Annotated in this window: 25 protein-coding genes; 17 read left to right on the forward strand and 8 right to left on the reverse strand. The window is 67.8% G+C overall.

Annotated features, from left to right (window positions below):
- Window positions 1-7: 7 nt before the first annotated feature.
- The 6 genes from AB5S05_RS15910 to AB5S05_RS15935 all read right to left on the reverse strand — a co-directional run bounded on the left by AB5S05_RS15910 (window position 8) and on the right by AB5S05_RS15935 (window position 4725).
- Entirely contained in the window at window positions 8-775 is a 768-nt protein-coding gene (locus AB5S05_RS15910) for a crotonase/enoyl-CoA hydratase family protein (RefSeq protein ID WP_369288492.1), read from the reverse strand.
- Between the two features lie 125 nt (window positions 776-900).
- Complete coding sequence (locus AB5S05_RS15915) at window positions 901-1812, reverse strand: SDR family oxidoreductase (protein WP_369288493.1); 912 nt, start codon at window positions 1810-1812, stop codon at window positions 901-903.
- Between the two features lie 125 nt (window positions 1813-1937).
- Window positions 1938-2480, reverse strand: a complete 543-nt coding sequence (locus AB5S05_RS15920) for a DUF1569 domain-containing protein (protein ID WP_369288494.1) — start codon at window positions 2478-2480, stop codon at window positions 1938-1940.
- The gene (locus AB5S05_RS15925) at window positions 2458-3366 is read right to left on the reverse strand and encodes an alpha/beta fold hydrolase (RefSeq protein WP_369288495.1); all 909 of its coding nucleotides are present in this window, start codon (window positions 3364-3366) and stop codon (window positions 2458-2460) included. The genes AB5S05_RS15920 and AB5S05_RS15925 overlap by 23 nt, the downstream gene beginning before the upstream one ends.
- Window positions 3366-4148, reverse strand: a complete 783-nt coding sequence (locus tag AB5S05_RS15930; RefSeq protein WP_369288496.1) for a class II aldolase/adducin family protein — start codon at window positions 4146-4148, stop codon at window positions 3366-3368. Before AB5S05_RS15930 ends, AB5S05_RS15925 begins: the two co-directional genes overlap by 1 nt.
- Before the next feature lie 124 nt (window positions 4149-4272).
- The gene (locus AB5S05_RS15935) at window positions 4273-4725 is read right to left on the reverse strand and encodes a flavodoxin (RefSeq protein WP_369288497.1); all 453 of its coding nucleotides are present in this window, start codon (window positions 4723-4725) and stop codon (window positions 4273-4275) included.
- Window positions 4726-4828: 103 nt separating this feature from the next.
- Between AB5S05_RS15935 and AB5S05_RS15940 the strand changes: the two genes are divergently transcribed.
- Together AB5S05_RS15940 and AB5S05_RS15945 are read left to right on the forward strand one after the other, a co-directional pair.
- Window positions 4829-5275 (forward strand): PAS domain-containing protein, encoded by a 447-nt coding sequence (locus AB5S05_RS15940; protein ID WP_369288498.1) that lies wholly within the window; start codon window positions 4829-4831, stop codon window positions 5273-5275.
- A gap of 83 nt (window positions 5276-5358) precedes the next feature.
- Window positions 5359-5967, forward strand: coding sequence for a hypothetical protein (locus AB5S05_RS15945; RefSeq protein ID WP_369288499.1), 609 nt, complete (start codon window positions 5359-5361; stop codon window positions 5965-5967).
- Between the two features lie 129 nt (window positions 5968-6096).
- Here the strand turns inward: AB5S05_RS15945 and AB5S05_RS15950 are convergent, their stop codons facing one another.
- Entirely contained in the window at window positions 6097-7050 is a 954-nt protein-coding gene (locus AB5S05_RS15950; protein WP_369288500.1) for a MerR family transcriptional regulator, read from the reverse strand.
- Between the two features lie 456 nt (window positions 7051-7506).
- On the opposite strand from AB5S05_RS15950, the gene folM reads away from it, so the two are divergent.
- The 5 genes from folM (at window position 7507) to AB5S05_RS15975 (ending at window position 9920) form a co-directional block, all read left to right on the forward strand.
- The gene (gene folM / locus AB5S05_RS15955) at window positions 7507-8211 is read left to right on the forward strand and encodes a dihydromonapterin reductase (RefSeq protein ID WP_369288501.1); all 705 of its coding nucleotides are present in this window, start codon (window positions 7507-7509) and stop codon (window positions 8209-8211) included.
- A gap of 22 nt (window positions 8212-8233) precedes the next feature.
- Window positions 8234-8794: a GTP cyclohydrolase I FolE gene (gene folE / locus AB5S05_RS15960; RefSeq protein ID WP_369288502.1), complete on the forward strand. Its 561-nt coding sequence runs from the start codon at window positions 8234-8236 to the stop codon at window positions 8792-8794.
- A 2-nt stretch (window positions 8795-8796) separates the two neighbouring features.
- A complete protein-coding gene (folX, locus tag AB5S05_RS15965; RefSeq protein WP_369288503.1) occupies window positions 8797-9168 on the forward strand; it encodes a dihydroneopterin triphosphate 2'-epimerase in 372 nt (123 codons plus the stop codon).
- Window positions 9169-9288: 120 nt separating this feature from the next.
- On the forward strand, window positions 9289-9582 hold the full coding sequence (locus tag AB5S05_RS15970; protein ID WP_369288504.1) for a DUF1244 domain-containing protein: 294 nt from the start codon (window positions 9289-9291) through the stop codon (window positions 9580-9582).
- Window positions 9579-9920, forward strand: a complete 342-nt coding sequence (locus AB5S05_RS15975; protein ID WP_369288505.1) for a HopJ type III effector protein — start codon at window positions 9579-9581, stop codon at window positions 9918-9920. The genes AB5S05_RS15970 and AB5S05_RS15975 overlap by 4 nt, the downstream gene beginning before the upstream one ends.
- Before the next feature lie 58 nt (window positions 9921-9978).
- On the opposite strand, the gene trxB is transcribed toward AB5S05_RS15975, so the two are convergent.
- Complete coding sequence (gene trxB / locus AB5S05_RS15980; RefSeq protein ID WP_369288506.1) at window positions 9979-10926, reverse strand: thioredoxin-disulfide reductase; 948 nt, start codon at window positions 10924-10926, stop codon at window positions 9979-9981.
- Window positions 10927-11146: 220 nt separating this feature from the next.
- Here trxB and AB5S05_RS15985 point away from each other — a divergent pair, with 220 nt between their 5' ends.
- From AB5S05_RS15985 to AB5S05_RS16030, 10 genes are all read left to right on the forward strand, one after another.
- Window positions 11147-13111 (forward strand): sensor domain-containing diguanylate cyclase, encoded by a 1965-nt coding sequence (locus AB5S05_RS15985; RefSeq protein ID WP_369288507.1) that lies wholly within the window; start codon window positions 11147-11149, stop codon window positions 13109-13111.
- Between the two features lie 76 nt (window positions 13112-13187).
- Entirely contained in the window at window positions 13188-13940 is a 753-nt protein-coding gene (gene cysZ / locus AB5S05_RS15990; RefSeq protein ID WP_369288508.1) for a sulfate transporter CysZ, read from the forward strand.
- A 15-nt stretch (window positions 13941-13955) separates the two neighbouring features.
- Window positions 13956-15167, forward strand: coding sequence for a glycosyltransferase family 4 protein (locus AB5S05_RS15995; RefSeq protein WP_369288509.1), 1212 nt, complete (start codon window positions 13956-13958; stop codon window positions 15165-15167).
- Window positions 15168-15267: 100 nt separating this feature from the next.
- Window positions 15268-16038: an HpcH/HpaI aldolase family protein gene (locus AB5S05_RS16000; protein ID WP_369288510.1), complete on the forward strand. Its 771-nt coding sequence runs from the start codon at window positions 15268-15270 to the stop codon at window positions 16036-16038.
- Between the two features lie 17 nt (window positions 16039-16055).
- A complete protein-coding gene (locus tag AB5S05_RS16005; protein ID WP_369288511.1) occupies window positions 16056-18140 on the forward strand; it encodes a TonB-dependent receptor family protein in 2085 nt (694 codons plus the stop codon).
- Between the two features lie 106 nt (window positions 18141-18246).
- Complete coding sequence (locus tag AB5S05_RS16010; protein ID WP_369288512.1) at window positions 18247-19464, forward strand: siderophore biosynthesis protein PvsA; 1218 nt, start codon at window positions 18247-18249, stop codon at window positions 19462-19464.
- The gene (locus tag AB5S05_RS16015; RefSeq protein WP_369288513.1) at window positions 19461-21236 is read left to right on the forward strand and encodes an IucA/IucC family protein; all 1776 of its coding nucleotides are present in this window, start codon (window positions 19461-19463) and stop codon (window positions 21234-21236) included. The genes AB5S05_RS16010 and AB5S05_RS16015 overlap by 4 nt, the downstream gene beginning before the upstream one ends.
- On the forward strand, window positions 21221-22366 hold the full coding sequence (locus AB5S05_RS16020; RefSeq protein WP_369288514.1) for an MFS transporter: 1146 nt from the start codon (window positions 21221-21223) through the stop codon (window positions 22364-22366). The genes AB5S05_RS16015 and AB5S05_RS16020 overlap by 16 nt, the downstream gene beginning before the upstream one ends.
- A complete protein-coding gene (locus tag AB5S05_RS16025) occupies window positions 22363-24129 on the forward strand; it encodes an IucA/IucC family protein (RefSeq protein ID WP_369288515.1) in 1767 nt (588 codons plus the stop codon). Before AB5S05_RS16020 ends, AB5S05_RS16025 begins: the two co-directional genes overlap by 4 nt.
- Window positions 24126-25304 (forward strand): type III PLP-dependent enzyme, encoded by a 1179-nt coding sequence (locus AB5S05_RS16030; protein ID WP_369288516.1) that lies wholly within the window; start codon window positions 24126-24128, stop codon window positions 25302-25304. The genes AB5S05_RS16025 and AB5S05_RS16030 overlap by 4 nt, the downstream gene beginning before the upstream one ends.
- Window positions 25305-25380: the final 76 nt, after the last annotated feature.

Consider the following 25380-nt stretch of genomic DNA (forward strand, 5'->3'; position numbering starts at 1 on the left):
CGCCCGCTCAGAAACGGCCGTGACGGCCCTGGCCGGCCTTGAAGCGCCGCGCGCCGGCGCGGGTTTCGCCGCTTTCGACCACCGCCAGGCCACCACGAAACTCGTTGGCCATGGCCTGCTCGAACGGCAGGTCCCACTGCGCATAGGCACTGGCGCGGTCGGCCAGCAGGCAACGCTGGGGAAAGCCGGCGATCTCCAGGGCCAGTTGCTGGGCGGCGGCCAGCGCCGTGCCGGATGCCACCACGCGGTTGACCAGGCCCATGCTCAGCGCCTCCTCGGCCAGCACCGGACGGCCGGTGAGGATCAGGTCCAGCGCCCGGCCCTGACCGATGAGCCGGGGCAGGCGCACGGTGCCGCCGTCGATCAGCGGCACGCCGAAGCGCCGGCAGAACACCCCAAGCACCGCGTCGCCGGCCATCACCCGCAGGTCGGCGAGCAGCGCCAGTTCCAGGCCGCCGGCCACCGCATGGCCCTCGATGGCGGCGATCAGCGGCTTGTTCAGCTGCAGGCGGCTCGGTCCCATCGGCCCATCGCCGTCCGCCTCCAGGCGATTGGCGCGCTTGCCGCCTGCGGCCACCGCGCCCAGGTCGGCACCGGCGCAGAAGGTTCCGCCGGCGCCGGTGAGTACCGCCACCCTGGCCTGTTCGTCCGCCTCGAAGGCGCGCAACGCGGCGGCCAGGGCCTCGGCGGTGGGCCGGTCGACGGCATTGCGCACCGCGGCGCGATCGATGATCAGGGTGGTGACCGGGCCGTTGCTTTCGACGATGACACTCATGACAGGCTCCCTGGGCAGTGCGCCTCCGAGAAACACGAAAGGCCGGCATTGTGCCGGCCTTCACCATAAATCCCTGCGCCAGGAAAATCAGCCCGCTGGCCGATTCCCCCGTTGGTCTGACGCGATCAGAGGGCGTATTGCTGCAGGTTGGCCATCATTTCCTTGAGCGCCTCGATGTTGTCGGCCGGATGCGCCGCGCCCTCGAAGTCGCAGATCTGCTGCCAGCTGGCCGCCACGTCCTCCGGGCTGAAGCCGGCACGCGGGTCGAAGCCGACGCCCAGGCTGCGTTCCCAGCGGGTCTTGCCGATCCAGCCGCCACCGACCTCGAACAGGCCCGAGGTCTCGGTGCAGGCAGCGCTGCCGAGAAATACCACCAGCGGGCTGACCAGCTCGGGCTTGAGCTGCTCGAACACCTGCGGCGGGATCAGTCCCTCGGTCATGCGCGTGCCACCGGTGGGGGCGATGGCGTTGACCAGAATGTTGTTCTTGCGCCCCTCGATGGCCAGGGTACGGGTCAGGCCATAGAGGCCGAGCTTGGCCATACCGTAGTTGGACTGGCCGAAGTTTCCGTAGATGCCAGAGGTCGAGGCGGTGAAGATGACCCGCCCGTAGCCCTGCTCGCGCATATGCGGCCAGGCGGCGCGGGTAACCTTGTAGGCGCCCTCGACGTGGACCTTGTAGACCAGATCCCAGTCGGCGTCCTCCATCTTGTGGAAGGTCTTGTCGCGCAGGATGCCGGCGTTGTTGACCACCACGTCGATGCGGCCGAAGGTATCCAGTGCGCACTGGACGATCTTCTCGCCGTCGGTCACCGAATCATGGTTGGCCACCGCGGTGCCACCGGCGGCGCGGATCTCCTCGACCACCTTGTCCGCGGCCGAGGCATTGGCGCCCTCGCCGTGGGTGCTGCCGCCGAGGTCGTTGACCACCACCTTGGCGCCGTGCTTGGCGAACAGCAGGGCGTGGGCGCGGCCCAGGCCACCACCAGCGCCGGTGACGATGACGACCTGGTCTTTGAATCGAACGGCTTCACTCATGACAGAGACTCCTGGGCAGTTGGGCAATGCGCCGAGTGTCCAGCACTCGCCTGCCGGTCACAATCAACACGCCCACGGCTGAATGGTACTCGATAAGGCTGAGGGATGATCGCGACCGCCCATGATCATGCTGGCTGATCGAGCACGCGAATCAGGCTCAGGTGGTCGTACAGGTGCAGCACATGGGCTTGGGCGTAGTCGGCATGGCTGAGCAAGCCGTAGGCGAAATGCGGCTGCAGCTCGCCCCGGTGGTCGGCGAACCTGGCGAAGGCCCGCCGCAGGCGCTGCAACGCCTGCGCCTGGCTGGCCGGTTCGCGCAGCGTGTCAGCCGCGGGAATGGCCTCGTCGAGGCGGTGGCGCATGGCCCCACGGGCGGCGAAGACGCCGAAGGCCAGTGGCCCGAGGCTGGCGCGAAACCAGGCCGGTTTGAGTTCTGGATAGCCGCCGATGGAATACTCGACGCTCTGCGCACAGTGGTTGAACACCTCGGCCGGGCTCCAGCCGCGCCGGCTGGCCAGTGGCTTGCCCGCCAGCTCGGCGAGCAGCCGCTGGGCGTCCTCGATGTGCAGCCCGGCGGGCGCGTCAGCCCTGGGCAGGCGCCAGAAGCCTATGCCCGCCGCCGCGACCACGCCCAGACCGCCGAGTCTAAGCAGTTGTCGCCGCTGCATCGCTGCCCTCCAGGGCCTGGCGAAATGCCAGGTAGTGCTCCAGCACCTGCTCCGGCGCCTCGGTCTGCGGGTAGTGGCCGATGCCCTCGAGCAACACGCAATCAGCGTCGGCGATCAGCTCGCGGTAGCGGGCCACCATGTGCGCGCCGGAGATCGGATCGAGCGCGCCGTCGATCACCCGCAGCGCCACCCCGCCCTGCTGCATCGCCGCCACCCAGCGCTCGCGCTGCGCGCGGCGTTCCGGCATGTAGCGGATCAGCCGGTGCATCACCGCCGGGCCGTCGTTATGGGCGATCAGGCTCCAGAAGTCGTCCAGCTCGCGGTCATCCGGTTGAGTCCGCGGACCGAACACCTTGGCGAAATTGGCGGCCAGCTTGCGCCGGTTGAACAGGCGCCCGAGCACGGGCCCGAGCGGACTGAGCAACAGCCGCTGGACCAGCACCGGGCGATGGGTCTCGGGAAACAGGCCACCGTTGAGGAACACGCAACTGGCCAGGCGGATGCGCCCCTCGTGGTGCCGCGCAAGCAGCTCCTGGGCGACGCTGTCGCCGTAGTCGTGGGCCAGCACGTGCACCGCTTGGTCGATACCCAGGTGCCGCAGCAAGGCCTGCTGCAGGTCGGCCTGTTCCAGCAGGCGGTAGTCGTGGCCGCGCGGCTTGGCCGAATAGCCGAAGCCGAGCATGTCACAGGCAATCAGGTGGTAGCGCTCGCCGAGCGCCCGCCACAGGTAGTGCCAGTCCCAGCTGGCAGTGGGGAAGCCGTGGATCAGCAGCAGCGGTTCGGCTTCGGCCGCCCCCCCGGTCCAGTAGCGGATGGCGTGGCCGCCGAAATCCAGCTCGCGCCCCTGCTCGCGCCAGTCCGCCAGGGCAATGCCGGCGCGGGCCATCAGTCGGCGTATCCCGGCATCTGCTGGTCGAGCTTGCGCAGCAGCGCCGGCCAGGCCAGTTGGCCTCCCATGCCCTGGCTGGTCTTCATCACTCCGGCGACCATCGCCGCGGCGCCATCGAGGACCTGCTGCGGGATATGGATCAGCTCGGCGCCGCCACTCTGGGCCATGACCTGCACCTCGCAGGCCCGCTGCAGGGTGAACATCATCAGGAAGGTGTCGGCGATGCTGGCCGAGGCGGTGAGCAGGCCATGGTTGGGCAGGATGAAGAAATGCTTGTCGCCCAGGTCGCGCTGCAGGCGAGCCTTTTCCTCGTGGTTGATGGCCACCCCTTCGTAGTCGTGATAGGCCAGGCTGGAGAGGACGAACAGCGACTGCTGCGACAGCGGCAACAGCCCCTGCTTCTGCGCGGAAACGGCAATCCCGGCGGCGGTGTGGGTGTGCAGCACGCAGGCGACGTCGTGGCGCACCTCATGGATGGCGCTGTGGATGGTATAGCCGGCCGGGTTGATGTTGTAGGGGCTGTCCATCAGCTTGTTGCCGGCCAGGTCGATCTTCACCAGGCTGGAGGCGCTGATCTCGTGGAACATCATGCCGAAGGGGTTGATCAGGAAGTCTTCGGTGCCCGGAATCTTCGCCGAGATGTGGGTGAAGATCAGGTCATCCCAGCCATACAGGGCGATCAGCCGGTAACAGGCCGCGAGGTCGACACGAGTCTGCCACTCGGCGGCGGAGACCTGCTCCTTGAGGCTTGGAGTCGGCAGAACTTGGGCAGCGGTCATGGCAATCACCTCGGCATCTGTTGTGATGAGATGCCAAGGAGTCTAGCGGTGCTTGTGCCCCAGGTAAGTCGCCTTGCCAGCCAGCTTAGTGGCCCAGCGAGTCACCAGGGCGCGATCGTCGAAGTCAGCCGTGCAGCGCGCCGGCGAATTCGGCCAGCCAGGGCTCGGCATCGGTTTCCGGGGTGACGCTCTCGCTGCTGTCCAGGCGCAGCATCGGCAGCACCTCATCGATGCCCAGCTCGGCGTACAGCTCGCGCACCAGCTCGCCGCCGCCACAGAAGGTATCGCCGTAGCTGGAATCACCGAGGGCGATCACCCCCCCGGGCAAGCCGCTCCAGGCCGGCAGCTGATCGCGAATGGCGAAGTACAGCGGCTGCAGATTGTCCGGCAGCTCGCCCATGCCGGTGGTCGAGGTCACCGCCAGAAACGCCTGGGGCGCGAACGCCTTGAGCTCTTCGAGGCTGGCGCGCGGGTTGTGCCAGGCCTCGAAACCGGCCGAGCGCAGCAGGCGCTCGGCGTGCCGGGCGACTTCCTCCGCGGTGCCGTAGACCGAGCCGGACAGGATGGCGACTTTCATAGAACTACTCCGAGACATGCAGAAATCGCCGGGCATTATGCCGCAAGTGGACAGCCCTTCCGGATGTTTTAGAATGCACCGACATGGACTGGGAATTCGCCTCATGATCAACGCCAAACTGCTGCAGCTGGTGATCAACGCCTCCAACGACGGCATCGTGGTTGCCGAACAGGAAGGCGACGACAACATCCTGATCTACGCCAATCCCGCCTTCGAGAAGCTCACCGGCTATGCCAGCGAGGACATCCTCTACCAGGACTGCCGCTTTCTGCAGGGCGATGATCGCGACCAGCCCGGGCTGGAGCCGATCCGCCAGGCGGTGAAGCACCACAAGCCCTGCCGGCAGATCATCCGCAACTACCGCAAGGACGGCAGCGCGTTCTGGAACGAACTGTCGATTACCCCGGTGTTCAACGAGGCCGACCAGCTGACCTACTACATCGGTATCCAGAAGGACGTCACCGAGCAGGTCGAGGCCCAGCAGCGGGTCGAGGCACTGGAAGCGCAGGTGGCGAGCCTGCAAGCCGAACTGGCCCGCCTCAAGGCCTAGCTTCGATCGGCCCAGGGCCGCCGTAACAAACGGGCTATTCTATTGTCTTAGGAGTTGCCGATTCCTTTGCGTGGAAAGCCATCATGCAAGCAGAGCCGCTACTCACCCAGGCAGAGTTGGACTTCATCCAATCGCTGCAGAACAAGCCCGATGCCGCCAGCGATCAGTCCAGGCCCGACCTGCTGGTCGATGCCGGCGGCCAGGTCAAGGCCCTGCTCGCCCATTGCGCGGCCCACGAGCAACTGACCATAGAGGCGCACTTCGCCAACCAGCGCCTGACCTTCACCCCGCACCTGGTCGAGGATGCGCAACACGCGCAGCACCTGGAACTGGGCACGCCGCTGATCTATGACGAAGGCCCGGTCGACCGCGCCTGGCGCTTGCCGCTTGAGCCGGCGGTGGCCCTGTGCCAACGCGACGCCACACCGAGTAACCTCTGGGTACGGGAGGTGTCGATGAGCGGGCTGCTGGTCGAACAGCGGGCCAAGCATGAGCCCCCGCGACGCATCAGCCTGATGTTGCCGCTCAGCGACCACAAGCCGGTCGCCATCCAGGCCGCCCTGGTTCGACGCACCCCCCAGGGCCTGCTCGCCTACCGCATGCGCCCGCTCAATCGGCGCGGCCGCGAGCGTCTGCAGCACTTCATCTACCAGCGGCACCGCTCCCATTTCCCCCAGGCGCACAGCGCCTAACGCCCGCGACTGCTGCCAGACGCTGGCCGCGTGATGTGGCAGCCGACAGCGCAGGCGTGCAAACGGCGGGAATAGTTATACCTCCGGTACAAGAATCGACCAGGCTCGCCGGCGCCGCAGCGGCCGCGCTCAGGTGTCCAGGTGGCCGGCGAGAAACTGCTGCAGGCGGCGCTGCATCAGACGCCCCTCGCTGCCCAGGCAGGCAATCGGCGACCCGCTGAGACAGTCCTCGGCGAGCTCCGCCCCCTCCCCGGCCAGCACCAGAGGACAATCCAGCGCCAGCGCCAGACGGCCCAGCACGCGCGGCAGTTCGTCGCTCGGCGGCAGGTTGGTGAACAGCACCAGCGCCTGCGGCTGCATGCGCTCGCAGACCAGCGCCAGTTCTTCCAGGGGCTGGCCGACGCCCAGCACGCTGACCGAGATGTCTGGCGTGCTGAGCAGCAGGCCGGTGACCAGTAACTCGAGCTCGCGGCAATGGCCGGGCAAGGCGGCGAGCAGCACCCGCGCCTCGGCCTGGCTGCGCAGGACCTGCAGGCGCTGCAGGGTGCGGGCGCGCAGGAAGGTATCGAGCATCAGCCACTCACTGGTCTGGCCGAAGTCGTCCTGGCGCAACAGCAAGTCCTGCCACACCGGCATCAGGATGTCCTGGAACACCACCGGCAGCGGGTAGCTGGAGAAGATCTGGCCGTACAGGCGATCCAGTTGCACCTCGTCGAAGGCGCTGAGCGCGCCGCGCAGCTGGGCCTGCCATTGCGCCCATTCGCCGGCGGCGACCTCCTCGTAGACCGGCGCGCTGGCGACCTTGGTCGCGCTGCTCTTGGCCAGGATCTTGCCCACCTTGCTGACCGCCACGCCGCGCTCTATCCACGCCAGGATACTGCGTACCGCCTCGATATCGGCCTGCGAGTAGAGGCGATGGCCACTTTCGGTGCGCGTCGGCTGGATCAGCCCGTAGCGCCGCTCCCAGGCCCGCAGGGTCACCGGATTGACGCCGGTGAGTCGGGAAACCTCGCGGATCGGAAACAGCTCTTCCTGCTTGAGGGCGCTCGAGGCTAGGGGCGATGCGGCAACGAGTTCGGACATGGGCGAGCCGTCGTGGCGAAAAAGAGTGCGCTCATTGTAACTCAGCGCAGAAGGCCTTTCATTGTACCAACGCTATACAACAAGCGGTTCCGGCCCGGCCAGCGGCGCCTGCCGGTCGCTGTTGAGCCGCCATGGAGAAGGCCCACGGCGACGACCGCGCTCGATCCCGAGGCCGGGATCGCCGACTTTCGCCGAACAAAAAAGCTGTACAAAAAGGCAAACCTGTACACGAACGGGACAATTCACACCCCCAGACTCAGACCGAAAAATCGGGCAGAACGCCCGCACGGCGCTGCCCAGACAATGACAGGCCAGCCCACACCCTCGACCAACATGGTTGTACAAATTGCATCCTTGGTATAACTTTACGCCTGTCCCGGGTGATGCCCTGGCTCGACCGGCCAGGCACCCAGGTGCCACGTCGCCAGACCACCTCCTTGAACAGACCGAGACCCCATGAGCACAGCTCCGATCCTGATTACCGGCGCCAGCCAGCGAATCGGCCTGTATTGCGCCGAGCGCCTGCTGGACGACGGCCACGACGTGATTGTGACCTACCGCCATGAGCGCGAGGGCGTCGCCCAACTGCGCGCACGGGGTGCCCTCGCCCTGCACGCCGACTTCGCCAGCGAGTCCGGCATCGAGAACTTCATCACCCGTTTGCGCGCCCACACCGATGCCTTGCGCGCCATCATCCACAACGCCTCGGACTGGCTCGACGAAGTCCCCGGCCAGGAGGCAGCGAGCTTCCAGCACCTGTTCAGCGTGCACATGCTCGCGCCCTACCTGATCAACCTGCGCTGCGCCGATCTGCTGCGCCAGTCGAACCCCGCCGACATCGTCCACATCAGCGACGACGTGGCCCGCCGCGGCAGCGCCAAGCGTCCGGCCTACTGCGCCAGCAAGGCCGGCCTGGACAGCCTGACCCTGTCGTTTGCCGCCCAGTTGGCCCCGGCGATCAAGGTCAACGGCATCGCCCCGGCCCTGATCATGTTCAACCCCGGCGATGACGCCGCCTACCAGGCCAAGGCCCTGGCCAAGTCGGCCCTGGGCATCGAGCCGGGCCCCCAGGTGATCTACCAGAGCCTGCGCTATCTGCTGGACAACCCCTACGTCACTGGCACTACCCTTACCGTCAATGGCGGCCGCCACCTCAAATGAGGTTCGCCGCGAGGATCGATCCATGAACCACCAACTACCTGACCACTACCGCGAAATACTCCTGGGCATCGGCGAGAATCCCGAGCGCGAGGGCCTGCTGGACACCCCGAAACGCGCGGCCAAGGCCATGCAGTACCTGTGTCACGGCTACCAGCAGAGCCTCGAGGAAGTGGTCAACGGTGCACTGTTCGCCTCCGACAACGACGAGATGGTGATGGTCAAGGACGTCGAGTTGTATTCGCTGTGCGAGCACCACCTGCTGCCGTTCATCGGCAAGGCCCATGTCGCCTATATCCCCACCGGCAAGGTGCTTGGCCTGTCCAAGGTGGCGCGGATCGTCGACATGTTCGCCCGGCGCCTGCAGATCCAGGAGAACCTGACCCGGCAGATCGCCGAAGCCGTGCAGCAGGTCACCAATGCCGCCGGCGTGGCCGTGGTGATCGAGGCCAAGCACATGTGCATGATGATGCGCGGGGTGGAGAAGCAGAACTCGCTGATGAGTACCTCGGTGATGCTCGGCGCCTTCCGCGAGTCGACCAACACCCGCCAGGAATTCCTTCAACTGATCGGACGGAGCAATTAACAATGCCGCGACTGGAACCGGGCATGGCCAGAATTCGGGTCAAGGACCTGCGCCTGCGCACCTTTATCGGGATCAAGGAGGAAGAGATCAACAACAAGCAGGATGTGCTGATCAACCTGACCATCCTCTACCCAGCGAACGCGGCCGTGCGCGACAACGACATCGACCACGCGCTGAACTACCGCACCATCACCAAGGCGATCATCCAGCACGTCGAAGGCAACCGCTTCGCCCTGCTCGAACGCCTGACCCAGGAAATCCTCGACCTGGTGATGGAACATCAGGCGGTGCGCTACGCCGAGGTGGAGGTCGACAAGCCGCATGCCCTGCGCTTCGCCGAATCGGTGTCGATCACCCTCGCCAGCCATCGCTGAAACGCGACGAAGGGGCGCAGCGCCCGGCTGCCGGGGCAACGTGCCGGGACCATTGCCGCCATGCCAGCAGGCTTTTATCATCGCCGGCACATTCACCCGCCTGCCCCTGAGAGCATCGCCATGACCGAGCAAGAGCGTCTCGAACTCGAAGCTGCCGCCTTTCGCAGCTTGGTACAACACCTGCGCAGCCGTCCCGATGTGCAGAACATCGACCTGATGAACCTGGCCGGCTTCTGTCGCAACTGCCTGTCCAAGTGGTACAAGGCCGCCGCCGACGACCTCGGCCTGCAGGTCAGCCCCGACCAGGCCCGCGAGGAGATCTACGGCATGCCCTACAGCGAATGGAAGGCCAAGTACCAGAAGGAAGCCAGCGCCGAGCAGCAGGCCGCCTTCGACAAGGGCAACAAAGCATGAGCGCACTGAACGATTTCCGCGCGCACCTGCACAACGAGCACTTTGCCTTCGCCGACACCCTGGCCTTCATTGCCGAACACTACGACTACCAGCCCAGCGCCTTTCGCAATGGCGCCGTGGAAAACGCCGCCGGGCAGAATGAAGGCTCCTGCAAGACCCTGGGCCTGGCCCTGCTCGAAGGCCTGAGCCTGGAAGAAACCCTGCTGTGCTTCGGCGAGCACTACCGCAGCGTGCTGGCCACCCCGGACGGCAGCGATCACGGCAATATCCGCGCCCTGATGGACACCGGCCTGGGCGGCGTGCACTTCGAGCGCCTGCCCCTGACCCGCAAGGCCTGAGTCGACTTCCGGCAAAAAAAGCCCCGCACTGGCGGGGCTTTTTCGTTGCGCTCGCGCCTTACTGACCGTCGAGGTAGCGCTCGACATCCAGCGCCGCCATGCAGCCGGCGCCGGCCGAGGTGATGGCCTGGCGGTAGACATGATCGGCCACGTCGCCGGCGGCGAATACCCCGGGCACACTGGTGGCGGTGGCGTTGCCGTCGCGGCCGCCGTTGACCACCAGGTAGCCGTCCTGCAGCGCCAGCTGGCCGTCGAACAGCGAGGTGTTGGGGGTGTGGCCGATGGCCACGAACAGACCATCGACCCGCAGCTCGCTAGCGCTGCCATCCCGGTTGCGCAGGCGCACGCCGGTCACGCCCAGGTTGTCACCGAGCACCTCGTCGACCTCGGCATTGAGCTGAAGCACGATCTTGCCCTCGGCGACCCGAGCCTGCAGCTTGTCCTGCAGGATCTTCTCGGCGCGGAAGGTCTCGCGGCGGTGCACCAGGGTCACCTTGCTGGCGATATTGGCCAGGTACAGTGCCTCCTCCACCGCGGTATTGCCGCCGCCGACCACCGCCACTTCGCGGTTGCGGTAGAAGAAGCCGTCGCAGGTGGCGCAGGCCGAGACGCCTTTGCCCATGAAGGCCTCCTCGCTCGCCAGGCCGAGGTAGCGGGCGCTGGCGCCGGTGGCGATGATCAGCGCATCGCAGCTGTAGGTGGCGCTGTCGCCGACCAGGGTGAACGGCTTTCCTGCCAGGTCCACGGCATTGATATGGTCATAGACGATCTCGGTCTCGAAGCGCTCGGCATGCTCCTGCATGCGCTGCATCAGCGCCGGCCCGGTCAGGCCATGGACATCGCCCGGCCAGTTGTCGACCTCGGTGGTGGTGGTCAGCTGGCCGCCGGCCTGCAGGCCGGTGATCAGCAGGGGCTTGAGGTTGGCCCGCGCTGCATAGACGGCGGCGCTGTAACCGGCCGGGCCGGAACCGAGGATGATGACCCGGGCATGACGGGGTGCAGACATGGCGGACTCCTGCCGGTCGCGGTGCCGGCGCAAGAAAGAGGGGCTGGCCAGCACGGGAGGCGTGTGCTGACCAGTAGCTGCCCGGCAGCCTACTCAGCTCGCGTCCGGCACGGAAATACCCTTTGCCAATTCCGTGCATAGGCATTGCCTATGGCGGCCGCCGGCACCCTTGCCGTGGCTATACTGCCAGTGATTCCCGCCCCTCGCAGGAACCACCGGCATGACCCTGCGCAACCGCCTGCTCTGGCTCTTCGCCCCGCTGCTGCTGCTGACGCTGCTGGTCGTCTATGCCCTGTCCGAACGCATCCTGCTGCAACGCTTCGATCAGCAGGACGAGCAGGCGCTGTTCGGCGAGGCCCGTCAGCTCAACCTGTACCTGGATACGGAACTCCTGCGCCACCTGAATATCGTGCGCAGCTACGCCCTGTGGGACGACAGCTATGCATTCGTCCAGCACCCCGAAGGCGGCTTCTTGCGCGAGCAACTGGAGACCGACGCCCTGATCAACCAGGCGTTCGACTTCGTGCTGTTTCTGACGCCCCAGATGCAGGTAGTGGGCGAACTCTGGCCGCTCCAGCAGCCCAGCGTCGGCGCGCCGCCACCCGACCGCGCCAGCCTGCGCGACGCGCTGGTGCAGCGCAGCCGGCAGCTGCACAGGCTGGATAGCGACAGCGAACCGCGGCATTTCCACCAACAGCTACTGATGCTGGACGCCACCCCCACGCTGCTGCTCAGCCACGCGATTATCAACAGCCAAGGCACGAGCAAGCCGGTGGGTACCCTGGTCGCCGGCTACTTCATCAAGGGCCAGCGCCTGCAACAATTGCAGCAGCGCACCCAGGCCAAGCTGCTGCTGCAGCCGGCCGAATCCTCGGGCGCCGGCTGGCAGCCCCTGCCAAGCGCCAAGGGCGAGACCTCGAGCGGCGCGCTGATGAGTCCGAGAAGCCTGCCCGAGGCCGGCCTCCAGCGGGTGCAGTTGCTGTTCCCCAACAGCTCCGAGGAGGCCGAGTTGCAGATCGCTGTCACCCTGCCGCGGCGGTTCTACCAGGAGGGCCAGCACGCCATTCGCTTCTTTCTCGGCACCGCCCTGCTGGTGGCGCTGTGCGCCATGCTGGTGGTCTACCTGGGTCTGGAGTTCTGGGTCCTGCAGCGCATCGAGCGCCTGCAGCAGGAAGTCGCCGCGATCGGCCACGACGCCCATTTGCCGCGCCTGAGCGACCCGGGCAACGACGAGCTGGGGCGCCTCAGCACGGCCCTGAACCAGATGCTCGAACGCCTGGAGCAGAGCGAGGCCCGCGACCGGGCGATTCTCGACTCGATTCAGGATGGCTACTTCGAGCTCGATACCCGCGGCAGGATCCTCACGGTCAATCGCGCCCTGGGGCCCCTGCTCGGCTACTCCAGCGAGCAGCTGATCGGCCGCACCCTGAAGGACATACTCAGCGCCGAGGAAGTCGCACGGGCGAGCAGACAGTTCAGCCGGGCCCGTGACGCCGATGCAGGCGACACCGCCGCCTTCATCGCCCCGCTGCAGCGCGGCAACGGCATCATCGGCCACTTCGAGACCCGCGTCTCGCCGATCCACGACGCCGACGGCGCGGTAGTCGGCTACCGCGGCATCCTGCGCGACATCAGCGACCAGGTGGCCTACCAGAACCAGTTGCTCGACATGGCCCTGCGCGATCCACTGACCGGCCTGTGCAACCGCAAGGCCTTCACCGAGCAGCTGAGCGCCAACCTGCAGCGCGCCCGCCAGCAAGGGGGCATCCTGGCCCTGCTGTACCTGGACCTGGACCGCTTCAAGGAAGTCAACGACAGCTTCGGCCATGCCATCGGCGACGCCCTGTTGATCGCCGTCGCCGAGCGCCTGCGCAACTGCCTGCGCCAGGCGGATCGCCTGTATCGCCTCGGCGGCGACGAATTCACCGTGTTGATGCCCAGCGGCAACCAGGAGGCGGCAGAGAAACTCGCCGAGCGCCTGCTCGCGGCCCTGGTCAGCCCCTTCGAGCTCGATGGCAACCGCATCGACTTCGTCTCCCCCAGCATCGGCATCGCCCTGTTCCCCGAGCACGCCAGCGAAGCCGAAGCCCTGATCAAGGCGGCCGACAGCGCCATGTACCAGGCCAAACAGCAACGCAATCGGGCCTGCGTGTACCGCGCCGACCAGGCCAGCCGCCAGCGCTGAGCGGCCCTGCGTCAGGCTTTCCCCGGTTCGGCAAAGCCGGTAAGGTCGGCGCACCCCTATCCTGTGGAGACCCCCGATGCCTGCTCCCGTACTGTCCGGCCCACAATACCTGAGCGAGGGCCTGAAACTGGTGCTGAGCCCCGGCCTGCGGCTGTTCGTGCTGCTGCCGCTGACCATCAACCTGATCCTGTTCGTTGCCCTGATCGGCTTCGCCGTGCAACAGTTCGGCGGCTGGGTCGACGCCTTCATGCCCAGCCTGCCGGACTGGCTGAGCTTTCTCGAGTATGTCCTCTGGCCACTGTTCGTGGTGCTGGTGCTGCTGATGGTGTTCTTCACCTTCACCATGCTGGCCAATATCATCGCCGCCCCATTCAACGGCTTTCTCGCCGAGAAGGTCGAGGTGGTGGTGCGCGGCGAGGACACCCTGCCGCCGTTCAGCTGGGCCGAGCTGCTGGCCATGGTGCCGCGCACCCTGGCCCGCGAGGCGCGCAAGCTGCTGTACTTCCTGCCCCGCGCCATCGGCCTGCTGATCCTCAGCTTCATCCCGGTGGTCAATCTGGTCGCCGCCCCGCTGTGGCTGCTGTTCGGCGTGTGGATGATGGCTATCCAGTACATCGACTACCCGGCCGACAACAACAAGATGAGCTGGCAGGATATGCTCGCCTGGCTGCGCGAGAAGCGCTGGCAGAGCCTGGGCTTCGGCGGCATCACCTACGCGGCGCTGCTGATCCCCGGGCTGAACATCCTGATGATGCCGGCGGCGGTGGCCGGCGCCACCCTGTTCTGGGTGCGCGAGCGGGAGTCCGGCGTCACCAAGTCGCAACCTTAACGTCATATCCACTACATGGCGGCAGCCGACACTGCCGTCATGAGCACATCCCCCCTGTTTATTGCCCTGATCAGCGAAACCTACCCACCGGAAATCAATGGCGTGGCCAATACCCTCGGTCGCCTGGTCGATGGCCTGCGCGCGCGCGGCCATCGCGTGCAACTGGTACGGCCGCGGCAGAATGCCGATGCCGTCCGGGTCAGCGACGAGCAGCTGCTGCTCACCCGCGGCTGGCCGCTGCCCGGCTATCGCGGCCTGCAATGGGGTCAGTCGGCCCTGCACAAGCTGCTGCGCCAGTGGCGACTGCGTCGTCCGGACGTGCTCTATATCGCCACCGAAGGCCCCCTCGGCCTATCCGCCCTGCGTGCCGCCCGGCGCCTGCAGATCCCGGTGGTCAGCGGCTTTCACACCAACTTCCAGCAGTACAGCGGGCACTATGGCCTCGGCCTGTTGACCCGCGCCCTGACCCACTACCTGCGCGGGTTCCACAACCGCTCGCAGATGACCCTGGTGCCCAGCGCCAGCCAACAGGTCGAGCTTCAACGCCGCGGGTTCGAGCGCCTGGAGCTGCTTGCCCGCGGCGTCGACGGCGAGCTGTTCCACCCCGCCCGGCGCTGCAGCGTCCTGCGCCAGGGCTGGGGCGTGCAGGATCAGGAGATCGCCGTGCTGCATGTCGGCCGCCTGGCCGCGGAGAAGAACCTGGCACTGTTGGTCAAAAGCTTTCGCGCCCTGCAGCAGGCACACCCGCAGCAACGCCTGAAGCTGATCCTGGTCGGCGATGGCCCTCAGCGCGCCAGCCTGCGGGCGCAGCTGCCCGATGCGCATTTCTGCGGCATGCTGCGCGGCGAAACGCTGGCGGCGCACTATGCCTCGGGTGATCTGTTCCTGTTTCCCAGCCTCTCGGAAACCTTCGGCAACGTGGTGCTCGAGGCGCTGGCTTCCGGCCTCGGCGTGGTCGCATTCGACCAGGCCGCCGCCGCCCAGCACATCCGCCACGGGCACAACGGCGCCCTGGCCCGCGCCGCCGACGAGCAGGGCTTCATCGACGCCGCCGGCTGGCTGCTGGAGGATCCGGAGCACCTGCGCCGGATCCGCCTGAACGCCCGTCGGCACGCCGCCCAACAGGGCTGGCCGGCGATCGTCGAGCGCTTCGAGCAGCACCTGCGCAGCGCCCTGGCGCAGGCGCCCGGCGGGATGCCCTCGGCCCGGGAGAACCCAGCCCGCTAAGCGCGCCGGCATCGGCAAGTGCCAGTCGCCGGCAAAAGACACTTACATTCTTAAACGAGAAGCATTATCATTAGCCAATCGTTAGGATTACGGTGTCGCCATGCTTCGTCACTCCCCCGTCTTCGCCCGCCTGGATCGCGGCGAAGAGGTCTACGGCCTACTCAACTCAGTCGCCTCGCCGCTGCTCTGCGAAATGATCGGCTTTGCCGGCTACCACTTCGTGATTCTCGACATGGAGCACTTGCTGCGCGGCGGTGACGAGCTGATGCATTGCCTGCGCGCCTGCGAGTCGGCCGGGGTGTCGCCCTGGGTGCGCGTGCCGCAGGTGGACGAGAAGCTGATCGGCCGGCTGCTCGATGCCGGCGCCGAGGCCATCGTCCTGCCGCGGGTCGAGAGCGCCGCCGAGGTGGCCCGCGCAATCGCCGCCGCGCAGTTCCCGCCCCTGGGTAATCGCGGCATCAGCGGCGGGCGCAGCACCGGCTTCGGCACCCTGACCCTGGCCGACTACATCGCGCTGAGCAATCACCAGCCGCGCATCGTGCCGATGATCGAAAGCGCCGCCGGGCTCGCCGCCTTGCCGGAAATCCTCGTCCTGCCGGGCCTCGGCATGTTGCTCGAAGGCGCGCTGGACCTGGCCCTCGACCTGCAGCTGGGCCCCGAGCCGCTGCACCCCCAGGTCTGGCAAGCCCTGCAGGGCATGGCCGCCGCCTGCAGCGCCGCCGGCATCCCTTTCTGCGCCAACCCGCGCACCCGCGAACACCAGCAGCACTGGCGCGCCCAGGGCGTGCGCAGCTTTCTTGCCGGCGAAGACCGCGGCCTGCTGCACAGCGCCCTGAAGACCCGTCTGCATGACCTGAAAACCCACCCCTGAACCTCGATGAAGTCCCTATGACCCACTCCGTTCGATTGCTTACCCTGCCCCTCAGCCTGCTGAGCCTGGCCATCGCCCACAGCGCGCTCGCCGAGACGCGCAAGGAACAGACCACCCTGACGCCCATGGTGATCAAGGGCGACGTGCTCGGCAGCGCCAGCGACCAGGAGGTGCGCCGCTATGCCGGCAGCCGCAGCCAGGTCGACAGCGAAGCGCTGAGCAAAGCCAGCGTGCGCGGCCTCGACGACGCGCTGCAGCGCGTCCCCGGGATCAAGGTATTCGATGAGACCGGCACCGGCGCCCTGCCGCAGATTTCCGTGCGCGGCCTCTACGAGAGCCGCAGCGGCCGCGCCCAGGTGCTCTCCGACGGTATCCCGCTGTCGCTCGCACCTTATGGCCAGACCAGCCTGTCGCTGTTTCCGCAGACCCTGGCGACCGTCGATCGCATCGATATCGTCCGCGGCGGCGCGGCGGTGCAGTACGGCCCGAACAACGTCGGCGGGGTGATCAATTTCATCAGCAAGCCGATCCCGCAAACCTGGCAAACCACCTTGCAGGAGAAGGCCACCTTCGCCCCTGGCGGGCGCCGTCTGTGGGACAGCTACCTGGGCACCGGCGGCTACCTGACCGACAACTTCGGCCTGCAACTGGACCTCAACACCGTCAGCGGCGAATACGGCCGCGAGCATTCCGACAGCGAGGTGCAGAACTACCGCCTGCGCGGCCAATGGGACATCGACGACAGCCGCGGCCTGAGCTTCGGCGTGCAACGCTACAAGGCCGACCTGGACCTGGCCGGCGCCCTCAGCGTCGCCGACTACAAGGACGACCCGCGCCAGTCGACCCGCGACCTCGACCGTTTCGAGGGCGATAGCGACCGCGTCTGGGGCACCTACAACCAGTACCTCGGCGCCATCGGCCCCTTCGATGCGGTGGAATTCAGCTGGACCAACTTCGCCCAGCATAGCTACCGCAACTTCCTCATCGGCCTGCCCTTCACCCCGGATGCCAGCCCGACCACCTTCCAGGACGCCCCGCGCGATTTCCGCGTCTGGGGCAGCGAGCCGCGCCTGAGCCTGAGCATCGACGGCGACAGCCTCGACCAGACCTGGCTGCTCGGCGCGCGCCTGGTCAAGGAAGACGTCGACTTCAAGGTCAACCGCGAGAACCTCAGCACTGGCGCCCATAGCGTGATCCGCGACTGGACTTTCGACGACGAGGCCAAGGCGGTGTACCTGAGCAACGAGCTGAAACTGCTCGACGGCCGTCTGACCATCACCCCCGGGGTGCGCTACGAACACGCGCGCATGGAGTATGCCGATGGCGTCAGCGGGGTCGAACGCGAAACCGTCGCCGAGGAATGGCTGCCGGGCCTGAGCGCCGGTTATCAACTCACGGACGACTGGTTCGTCTACGCCAACGCCCAGCGCTCGCTGCGGGTGCCGCAGATCACCTCGATCGTCAAGGACGGCGACGTCGCCGCCGAGCTGGCCTGGAACTACGAAACCGGCGTGCGCTACACGCCCTGGAACGGCCTGCGCGTCGACCTCGGCCTGTACCGCATCGATTTCGACGATCAGATCGAATACAACCGCAGCAACGACCGCTTCGAGAACCTCGGCAGCACCCGCCATCAGGGCATCGAAAGCGAACTGTTCTGGACCCCCGCGGCACTGCCGACCCTCGATCTGCACGCCGGCTACGCCTATCTGGACAGCGAACAGCGCAGTGGCGCGTTCAAGGGCAACGAAGTGCCCTTCGCCTCCGCCCATCAACTGACGGTCGATGGCCGCTACCGCTTCGCCGAAGCCTGGACCTATAGCCTCGACGGTCTCTACGTCAGTAGCGCCTATACCGACGCGGCCAACAGCCACGCGGAGAATGCCGCCGCGACGGTCGGCGAGTTGCCCGCCTACTGGCTGTGGAACACCGCCATCGAACGCGAGTTCAAGCTCGACGACGGCAGCCTGCTGACCACCTCCGCCGGGGTGAGCAACCTGTTCGACCGCCAGTATTACTTCCGCGGTATCGACACCAGCCCCTGGGGCCGCCAGCCGGCACCCGGCCGGACCCTGACCCTGGGCGTCAACTACAGCTTCTGATCCACCCCCGGCCCTTGTTCTAGGGGCCTTACCACAACGCAGCCACTCGCCCAGGGGTCGTCGCCGACGACCCCTTCGGCAGGCGGCTGCCTCAAGGAGATTCGCCATGCCTAGCAGGACTGCTCAACCAGGGCCCATCGTCATCCTCAGCCATATCGTCCACCTCGCGGTCACCGAGGGCTTCTTGCCCGCGGCGCTCAAGCGTGGCCAGCCGCTGCTGCTGATCACCGATCAGGCCCAGGAACACCGCCGGCAACTCGCCGCCACGGCACTGCCAGGCGCAGGCGTGCAGGTCCTGGAGTGCGACGTGTTCAACCCGCTGGCGGTGGTCGAGCTGCTCAACGCCCACGGCCTGCGCCCGGCGGCGGTGTTTTCCAATAGCGATCATCTGCAGACCGCCGCCGCGCTGGTCGCCGAGCTGTTCGACTGCCCCGGCAAGGATTGGCGGCTGTGCTACGCGGCCAAGAACAAGGCGGCGATGCGCGAACGCCTGCAACGCCTGGGCCTGCCCTGCCCCTGGTTCCAGGTGCTGACGCCGGGCGCCGCGCTGCCGGCCGACGCCCCTTACCCGCTGGTGGCCAAACCGCGCGAAGGGGTCGCCAGCCTGGACGTGCGCCTGTGCCATGACGCCATCGAGCTGGCCGGCTATTGCGCAGGCTTCTGGCAGCAGCAGCCCGGTCGCAGCCTGCTGCTCGAGGCCTACCTCGAGGGCCCGCTGTTCACCCTGGAGACCCTTGGTGACGGGCACGGCCTGCAGGCCATCGGCGGCTTCGACGTCAGCCTGTCGCCGGCGCCGCACTTCGTCGAGCTGGCCGCGCGCTGGAACGGCCCGGTCAGCCGTGCCCAGCGCAGCGCGGCGCTGGCCCAGGTCGCCGCGTTCGGCATCAACTTCGGCGCCTGCCACAGCGAATTCATCCTCACCGCCGAGGGCCCGGTGCTGGTGGAGATCAACTACCGCAGCATCGGCGACGGCCGCGAGTTCCTCCTCGACCGGCTGCTGCCGCAGGGCTGGTTCGACGTCATCCTCGCCCTGCACCTGGGTGAACCGCTGCAGGCGCAGGCCGGCAGTGACCAGGCGGCCCTGGTGCACTACCTGCTCGCCGACAAGCCGGGGCGGGTGCAGCGGGCGGCCGCCAGCGTCGCCCGCGAGCAGGACGGCCACTGGCTCGACTACCGCGCCCTGCGCGCGGTCGGCGACGAGGTTCGCCTGAGCCATTCGAACAAGGACTACCTCGGCGTGCTGCGTCTGATCGCCCCGGATGCGGCCAGCCTCGAGGCGCACTTCGCCGCGGCCCTCGCCGACCTGCACTGGGAGCTGGTATGAACGCTAGCCTGCGCGACTCCGACCAGGCCGCCATCGGCCAACGCATCATCGACTGCTGTCTGCGCGAGGACATTCGCGCCCTGCTCAGCCGCGGCCAGGCGCAGCCGTTGCCGGTCGAGCTGGCCAGGCACTGGCCGCAGCCCGCGGCGCCGCTGTGGCTGCGCATCAGCCACCTGATCGACGGCGAACTCTGGCTGCCGGTGCGCCGCGGCGGCGCCCTGCAGCCACTCAGCGCGCTCGGCGACGCCTGGCTGGTGCGGGTGGCTGACCAGGTTCGGCTGCAGCGCGGCTACGCGACCTGGCTGGAACACCTCGGCGCCGGGCTGGACAGCGCCAGCCGGCGCCTGTTCGACGCCTATCGCGAGGAGGCCGACTGCGCGGTGGCGCACCGCGCGCTATGCCGCGCCGCCTACCGGCAGCAGGCGGCAAGCCTGGGCAAGCTGCTCGACCTCGCCGACTGGGGCCAGCGCCTGCTCGGCATCGACCGCCTGGCCAGCTACCTCGACCACCCCTTCTATCCCACCGCGCGGGCCAAGAGCGGCTTCGACGAGGCGGCACTGCAAGCCTATGCGCCGGAATTCGCCCCACGCTTCCAGCTGCACTGGCTGGCCCTGCCGCGCAGTGCGGTGCAGCTGAGCAGCGCGCCGCCAGCGGGCTGGCCGAGCCTCGAGCAACTGGGTTTGCCGAGTGCCCTGGCGAGCAGCCATGCGCTGCTGCCGGTGCACCCGCTGACCTGGGCCGAACTCGAGGCCCACGGCCTGCCCGAGGGCGCGATCAGGGCGCCGCTGACGGCGCTGGAAGTGCAGCCGACCCTGTCGGTGCGCACCCTGGCGCTGGTCGAGCAGCCCGACCTGCATATCAAGCTGCCGCTGCTGGTGCGCACCCTCGGCGCGCGCAACCTGCGCCTGATCAAGCCCAGCACCCTGTACGACGGCCACTGGTTCCAGACCTGCCTGCAGGCCCTGGCCGCGCGCGATCCGCAACTGGGTCGACGCTACCTGCACGTGGATGAACAGCATGGCGGGCACGTGGCCGAGCACGCTCACCTGGCCTATATAGTGCGCCGCTATCCCGGCGCGCTGAGCGCCGCCACCCTGGTGCCGGTGGCCGCCCTGGCCAGCCCGCTGGGCGACGGCCGGCTGTTTGTCCAGCAACTGATCGAGCGCTTCCATGGCGGCGACCTGCAACGCTGGCTGGACGACTACCTGGAGCTGCTGCTGCAGGTGCACCTGCGCCTGTGGCTGGGCTACGGCATCGCCCTGGAGGCCAATCAGCAGAACGCCGTGCTGATCTTCGAGACCGGCCAACCACTGCGCCTGTTGATGAAGGACAACGACTCGGCGCGGCTGTGGCCGGAGCGCTTCGCCGCCGCCTGCCCGGACCTGGCGCAATGGCCCGCGGCATTGCGCGATGCGCGCATCCGCGTCGACGGCTGCCAGGCCCTGGCGGAGATGTTCTGCACCATCACCCTGCAACTCAACCTGGTCGCGCCGCTGGAGGCCATCGCCGAGGCCGGCCTGGCGCCGCGCACGCAGCTCTACGCCAGCCTGCGCGAGCAACTCCACGCCTGCCTCGAGCAACTCGAGCGCGAAGGCCTGCCCTGCGCCGAGGCCCGGCGCTTTCTGCTCGACAGCCCCTACCTGCCGGTGAAATACCTGCTCAGCGCCGGCAGCCTGCTGAGCAAGGAGCACTGCGGCGCCGCCGACATCAACAAGTTCTACGGCTACAGCGCGGCGAACTTCCTGCTGGAGGCGCCATGCAGCGCCGACTGATCGCCAGCGTCCTGCTTGGCCACTACCTCTCGGCGTTCACCGCCCTGGGCATTCCGCTGTTCATGCCGCGCATCCTTGCCGACCTGGCGCCGGATGCGCCGGCCTGGAGCATCGGCGTGCTGTTCGTCCTGCCGACCCTGTGCACCGCCCTGGCGGCGCCGCTGTGGGGGCATTTCGCCGATCGTCACGGTTGCCGCCTGTCGCTGTTGCGCGCCCATGCCGGGCTGTTCGCCGGCTTCCTGCTGGCCGGCTTCAGCCCCAGCCTGGAGCTGTTCGTCCTGGCGCTGATCATTCAGGGCGGCTTCGGCGGCGCCATGGCGGCCTCCAACGCCTACCTGGCGACACAACTGGCCGAGGGCGAGCTGTCGCGGACGCTGAACTGGACCCAGTACTCGGCGCGCCTGGCCTTGATCAGCGGGCCGATCCTGCTCGGCCTGCTCACGGCCCAGGGCCTGGGCATCGAGCTGTATCGCTACCTGGCCTGGCTGCCGCTGCTGGCGTTCGCGCTGATTCTGCCGTTGCCGGCCGATACGCCGCAGCACAAACCGGGCACCGCCACGGCGCCGGGGCGCCTGGCCGAGCTGCCGGCAGATCTGCTGCGCCTGCTCGGGGTGCAGTTCCTGTTCAGCTTCGCCATGGTGGTGACCCTGCCCTACTTCATTCCCTACGGCGAAAGCCTGGGGCTCGCCAACGACGCGCTGATCGGCCTGCTCTACAGCCTGCCGCATCTGGTCTACCTGCTCGCCCTGCCCTGGGCGCAGCGGCAGAGCGCCAACACCCTGGTCGCCGGCCTGCTGCTGCTGGCCCTGGGCAATGCCCTGCAGTTCTTCTGCGACCAGGCGCAGTGGCTCTTCGCCCTGCGCCTGCTCAGCGGCGCCGGCATGCTGCTCGGTTTCGTCGGCCTGCACCGTTGCCTCAGCCAGCGTCGCCGCCAGGGCGTCGCCGGGCGCCTGTTCGGCTGGTTCGATGCCAGCGGCAAATGGGCCGGCACCAGCGCCGGCCTCGCGGCCGGCCTGGCCAGCCAGCACTACGGTAACGCCTCACCCTTCCTCGTCGCCTGTGTGGCCGCTTGCGCGGCACTGTTGTTGGCGCGTCCGTTAGTCCTACTGTCACGGGAGCTTCCAGCATGAGCCTTGCACCGAACACCCTGTCCCTGCGCGAGCACGCCCTCGACGGCGACGCCCAGCGTCACGCCATCGAAAGCCTGCTCAACTGTTACCTGCGCGAATACGCCCTGCCCCGCGGCGAAGCGGACCTCGACAGCCACGCCGAGGACCTGCCGATGAGCCTGCGCCAGCGCCCCGGACGCTGCGTCTGCATCCGCCTGCCACAAGGCGCGCGGCTGGTGCTGCGTGCCGAGCACGCCAGCGTGCTCGGTCGCTGCCGCTTCGTCTGCGCGCCCTATCTGAAGCGCCACGGCCAGGGCTGGCGCCCACTCGATGCCGGCGAGCTGGCGCGCCTGCTGCTGGCCCCGCTCAACGGCCCGGAGCGTCACGGCGAACTGCTGCAGCAGATCGACAACAGCCTGCAGATCACCCGCACCTTTCTGCGCCACGCCGGCGCGGCCAACCAGGCCACCGGCGACAGCCTGCTGGCCTCGGAGCAGCACCAGATCTGGGGTCATGCCCTGCACCCGACGCCGAAGAGCCGCGAAGGCGTGTCCCAAGCCGACCTGCTGGCCTGCTCGCCGGAAGTCGGCGCACAGTTCGCCCTGCACTGGTTCCGCGTCGATCCGGCGCTGATCCGCCACCAGGGCCAGGACCCGCGCGCGGCGCTGCGCCAGCTCTGCGGCCGCGACGACCTCTACCCCTGCCACCCCTGGGAAGTCGAACGCGTGCTGGCCGACCCGCTGGTCCGGCGCGCCCGACAGCTCGGCCTGCTCGAGCACCTGGGGCAACAGGGCCTGGCCCTGTACCCGACCTCCTCGGTGCGCACCCTCTATCACCCCGAGCTGGCCTACTTCCTCAAGTTCTCGGTGCATGTCCGCCTGACCAATTGCGTGCGCAAGAACGCCTGGTACGAACTGGACAGCGCGGTGGCCCTGACTCAGCTACTGAGGCCGTTGATGGACGAATTGACCGAGCTGCAGCCGGGCTTCGCGCTGATGCCCGAACCGGCGGCCAGCAGCCTCGACCTGAGCGCCCTGGGCAGCCCGGAACAGGCCCGCGAAGTCACCGAATGCTTCGGCATTCTCTACCGCCAGAACCTCGACGCGGCCTGCCGCCAACGCTACCGGCCACAGGTGGCGATGGCGCTGTTCACCTGGACCCTGGACGGCCATAGCGTCTGCCAGGCCCTGGTGCAGCGCTATGCCGCGCGGTGCGGCGTCGACTACCCCGAAGCCGCCCGGCGCTGGCTCGCCGGCTATGCCGAACAATTGCTCGGCGGCGTGCTGCATTGCCTGTTCCGCCGCGGCGTGGTGCTCGAACCGCACCTGCAGAACACCCTGCTCGGCTTCGACGCCAACGGCCTGCCCTGCCGGGTGTGGATTCGCGACCTCGAAGGCAGCAAGCTGGTGCCCGAGCACTGGACGCCCGAGCAACTCGGCCACCTCGGCGAACGCACCCGCGCTTCGCTCTATTACGACGCCGACAAGGCCTGGAAACGCGTGGCCTATTGCGCGCTGGTGAACAACCTGGGCGAGGCAATCTTCCACCTGGCCGGCAGCGACGCCGACCTGGAGAAACGCCTGTGGCGGCAGATCGCCGAACTGCTCGAGCTGCAATGCCAGCAGCTCGGCGACCCGCCCGCCTTACGTGAGCTGTGCGCCGGCGCGCCGCTGCCGAGCAAGGAAAACTTCATGACCCGCCTGCTGCTGCGCGCCGACCGCGAAGCCGGCTACACCGCCCTGCCCAACCCGCTGACCGCCGCGCGCCTGGGGCAACGCCCATGAGCCTGCCACCACGGATCGACCAGGCCATCGCCCGCTTGCGCGCCGAGCAACAGGAGCCGCTGTGCGCCTACCTCTACGACCTCGAGGCGCTGGCCGCGCATGCAGGTGCCATGCGCGCCCTGCTGCCGGCCAACTGCGAGCTGTTCTATGCCGCCAAGGCCAACCCCGAGGCGCCGATTCTGCACACCCTGGCGCCGCTGGTCGACGGCTTCGAGGCGGCCTCCGGCGGCGAGCTGCGCTGGCTGTATCAGCATTGCCCAGAGCAGCCTTTGATCTTCGGCGGCCCCGGCAAGCTCGACAGCGAACTGGCGGCCGCCATGGACTGCGGCGTCGAGGCCTTGCATGTCGAGAGCCTCAACGAACTGCGCCGCCTGGCGCACATCGCCGCCGCCCAGGGTCGGCGTGCGCCGGTGCTGCTGCGGCTCAACCTGAAGCTCGCCGAGGCGCCGGACAGTCGCCTGGTGATGGGCGGCAAACCCACCCCCTTCGGCTTCGACGAGGCGGCGCTGAGCGAGGCGCTGGCGCTGCTGCGCGAGGCGCCCTGGCTGGAACTCAAGGGCCTGCACTTCCACCTGCTGTCCCACCAGCTGGATGTCAGCGCCCACCTGCAGTTGATCCGCAGCTATATGCGCAGCTTTCGCGCGCTGTGCGCGGCGCATCGACTCTCGTTGTCGCTGCTCAACGTCGGCGGCGGCATGGGTATCGACTATCAGGACGCCCGGCGCTCGTTCGACTGGCCGCTGTTCTGCCAGGGCTTGCGCCAACTGATCGACGAGGAGGACATGGGCGCGGTGCGCATCCGCTTCGAGATCGGCCGCTTCATCAGTGCGGCCTGCGGCTACTACCTGATGCAGGTGCTGGACATCAAGCGCAACCACGGCCAGTACTTCGCCATTGGCCGTGGCGGCACCCACCACTTCCGTACCCCGGCGGCACAGGGCCACGACCATCCTTTCCTGGTGGTGCGCGGCGAGCGGCCGGCGCAGATCGTCGATCAGCCAGTGACCCTGGTCGGCCAGCTCTGCACGCCCAAGGACGTGCTGGCCAGCCAGCAGCCGGTGGCCGAACTGGCGGTGGGCGACCTGCTGGTCTTTCCCCTGGCCGGGGCCTATGCCTGGAATATCTCGCATCGTGACTTCCTGATGCACGAGCCACCGACGATGGTGTTTGTCTAGACGAAAAAAAGCCCCGATGTGCCGGGGCTCGAGGAGGGAATGCGCCAGGGTGTGGCGCATCCCGGGGAAGCTGGGC

The organism is Pseudomonas zhanjiangensis (genome assembly GCF_041027545.1).
In the GTDB taxonomy this organism is placed as follows: domain Bacteria; phylum Pseudomonadota; class Gammaproteobacteria; order Pseudomonadales; family Pseudomonadaceae; genus Aquipseudomonas; species Aquipseudomonas zhanjiangensis.

What these genes read in the sequence shown, in the direction of transcription:
- AB5S05_RS15910 (WP_369288492.1), bottom strand. Translation starts at nt 775, where the DNA reads ATGAGTGTCATCGTCGAAAGCAACGGCCCGGTCACCACCCTGATCATC.
- AB5S05_RS15915 (WP_369288493.1), bottom strand. Translation starts at nt 1,812, where the DNA reads ATGAGTGAAGCCGTTCGATTCAAAGACCAGGTCGTCATCGTCACCGGC.
- AB5S05_RS15920 (WP_369288494.1), bottom strand. Translation starts at nt 2,480, where the DNA reads ATGCAGCGGCGACAACTGCTTAGACTCGGCGGTCTGGGCGTGGTCGCG.
- AB5S05_RS15925 (WP_369288495.1), bottom strand. Translation starts at nt 3,366, where the DNA reads ATGGCCCGCGCCGGCATTGCCCTGGCGGACTGGCGCGAGCAGGGGCGC.
- AB5S05_RS15930 (WP_369288496.1), bottom strand. Translation starts at nt 4,148, where the DNA reads ATGACCGCTGCCCAAGTTCTGCCGACTCCAAGCCTCAAGGAGCAGGTC.
- AB5S05_RS15935 (WP_369288497.1), bottom strand. Translation starts at nt 4,725, where the DNA reads ATGAAAGTCGCCATCCTGTCCGGCTCGGTCTACGGCACCGCGGAGGAA.
- AB5S05_RS15940 (WP_369288498.1), top strand. Translation starts at nt 4,829, where the DNA reads ATGATCAACGCCAAACTGCTGCAGCTGGTGATCAACGCCTCCAACGAC.
- AB5S05_RS15945 (WP_369288499.1), top strand. Translation starts at nt 5,359, where the DNA reads ATGCAAGCAGAGCCGCTACTCACCCAGGCAGAGTTGGACTTCATCCAA.
- AB5S05_RS15950 (WP_369288500.1), bottom strand. Translation starts at nt 7,050, where the DNA reads ATGTCCGAACTCGTTGCCGCATCGCCCCTAGCCTCGAGCGCCCTCAAG.
- folM (WP_369288501.1), top strand. Translation starts at nt 7,507, where the DNA reads ATGAGCACAGCTCCGATCCTGATTACCGGCGCCAGCCAGCGAATCGGC.
- folE (WP_369288502.1), top strand. Translation starts at nt 8,234, where the DNA reads ATGAACCACCAACTACCTGACCACTACCGCGAAATACTCCTGGGCATC.
- folX (WP_369288503.1), top strand. Translation starts at nt 8,797, where the DNA reads ATGCCGCGACTGGAACCGGGCATGGCCAGAATTCGGGTCAAGGACCTG.
- AB5S05_RS15970 (WP_369288504.1), top strand. Translation starts at nt 9,289, where the DNA reads ATGACCGAGCAAGAGCGTCTCGAACTCGAAGCTGCCGCCTTTCGCAGC.
- AB5S05_RS15975 (WP_369288505.1), top strand. Translation starts at nt 9,579, where the DNA reads ATGAGCGCACTGAACGATTTCCGCGCGCACCTGCACAACGAGCACTTT.
- trxB (WP_369288506.1), bottom strand. Translation starts at nt 10,926, where the DNA reads ATGTCTGCACCCCGTCATGCCCGGGTCATCATCCTCGGTTCCGGCCCG.
- AB5S05_RS15985 (WP_369288507.1), top strand. Translation starts at nt 11,147, where the DNA reads ATGACCCTGCGCAACCGCCTGCTCTGGCTCTTCGCCCCGCTGCTGCTG.
- cysZ (WP_369288508.1), top strand. Translation starts at nt 13,188, where the DNA reads ATGCCTGCTCCCGTACTGTCCGGCCCACAATACCTGAGCGAGGGCCTG.
- AB5S05_RS15995 (WP_369288509.1), top strand. Translation starts at nt 13,956, where the DNA reads ATGGCGGCAGCCGACACTGCCGTCATGAGCACATCCCCCCTGTTTATT.
- AB5S05_RS16000 (WP_369288510.1), top strand. Translation starts at nt 15,268, where the DNA reads ATGCTTCGTCACTCCCCCGTCTTCGCCCGCCTGGATCGCGGCGAAGAG.
- AB5S05_RS16005 (WP_369288511.1), top strand. Translation starts at nt 16,056, where the DNA reads ATGACCCACTCCGTTCGATTGCTTACCCTGCCCCTCAGCCTGCTGAGC.
- AB5S05_RS16010 (WP_369288512.1), top strand. Translation starts at nt 18,247, where the DNA reads ATGCCTAGCAGGACTGCTCAACCAGGGCCCATCGTCATCCTCAGCCAT.
- AB5S05_RS16015 (WP_369288513.1), top strand. Translation starts at nt 19,461, where the DNA reads ATGAACGCTAGCCTGCGCGACTCCGACCAGGCCGCCATCGGCCAACGC.
- AB5S05_RS16020 (WP_369288514.1), top strand. Translation starts at nt 21,221, where the DNA reads ATGCAGCGCCGACTGATCGCCAGCGTCCTGCTTGGCCACTACCTCTCG.
- AB5S05_RS16025 (WP_369288515.1), top strand. Translation starts at nt 22,363, where the DNA reads ATGAGCCTTGCACCGAACACCCTGTCCCTGCGCGAGCACGCCCTCGAC.
- AB5S05_RS16030 (WP_369288516.1), top strand. Translation starts at nt 24,126, where the DNA reads ATGAGCCTGCCACCACGGATCGACCAGGCCATCGCCCGCTTGCGCGCC.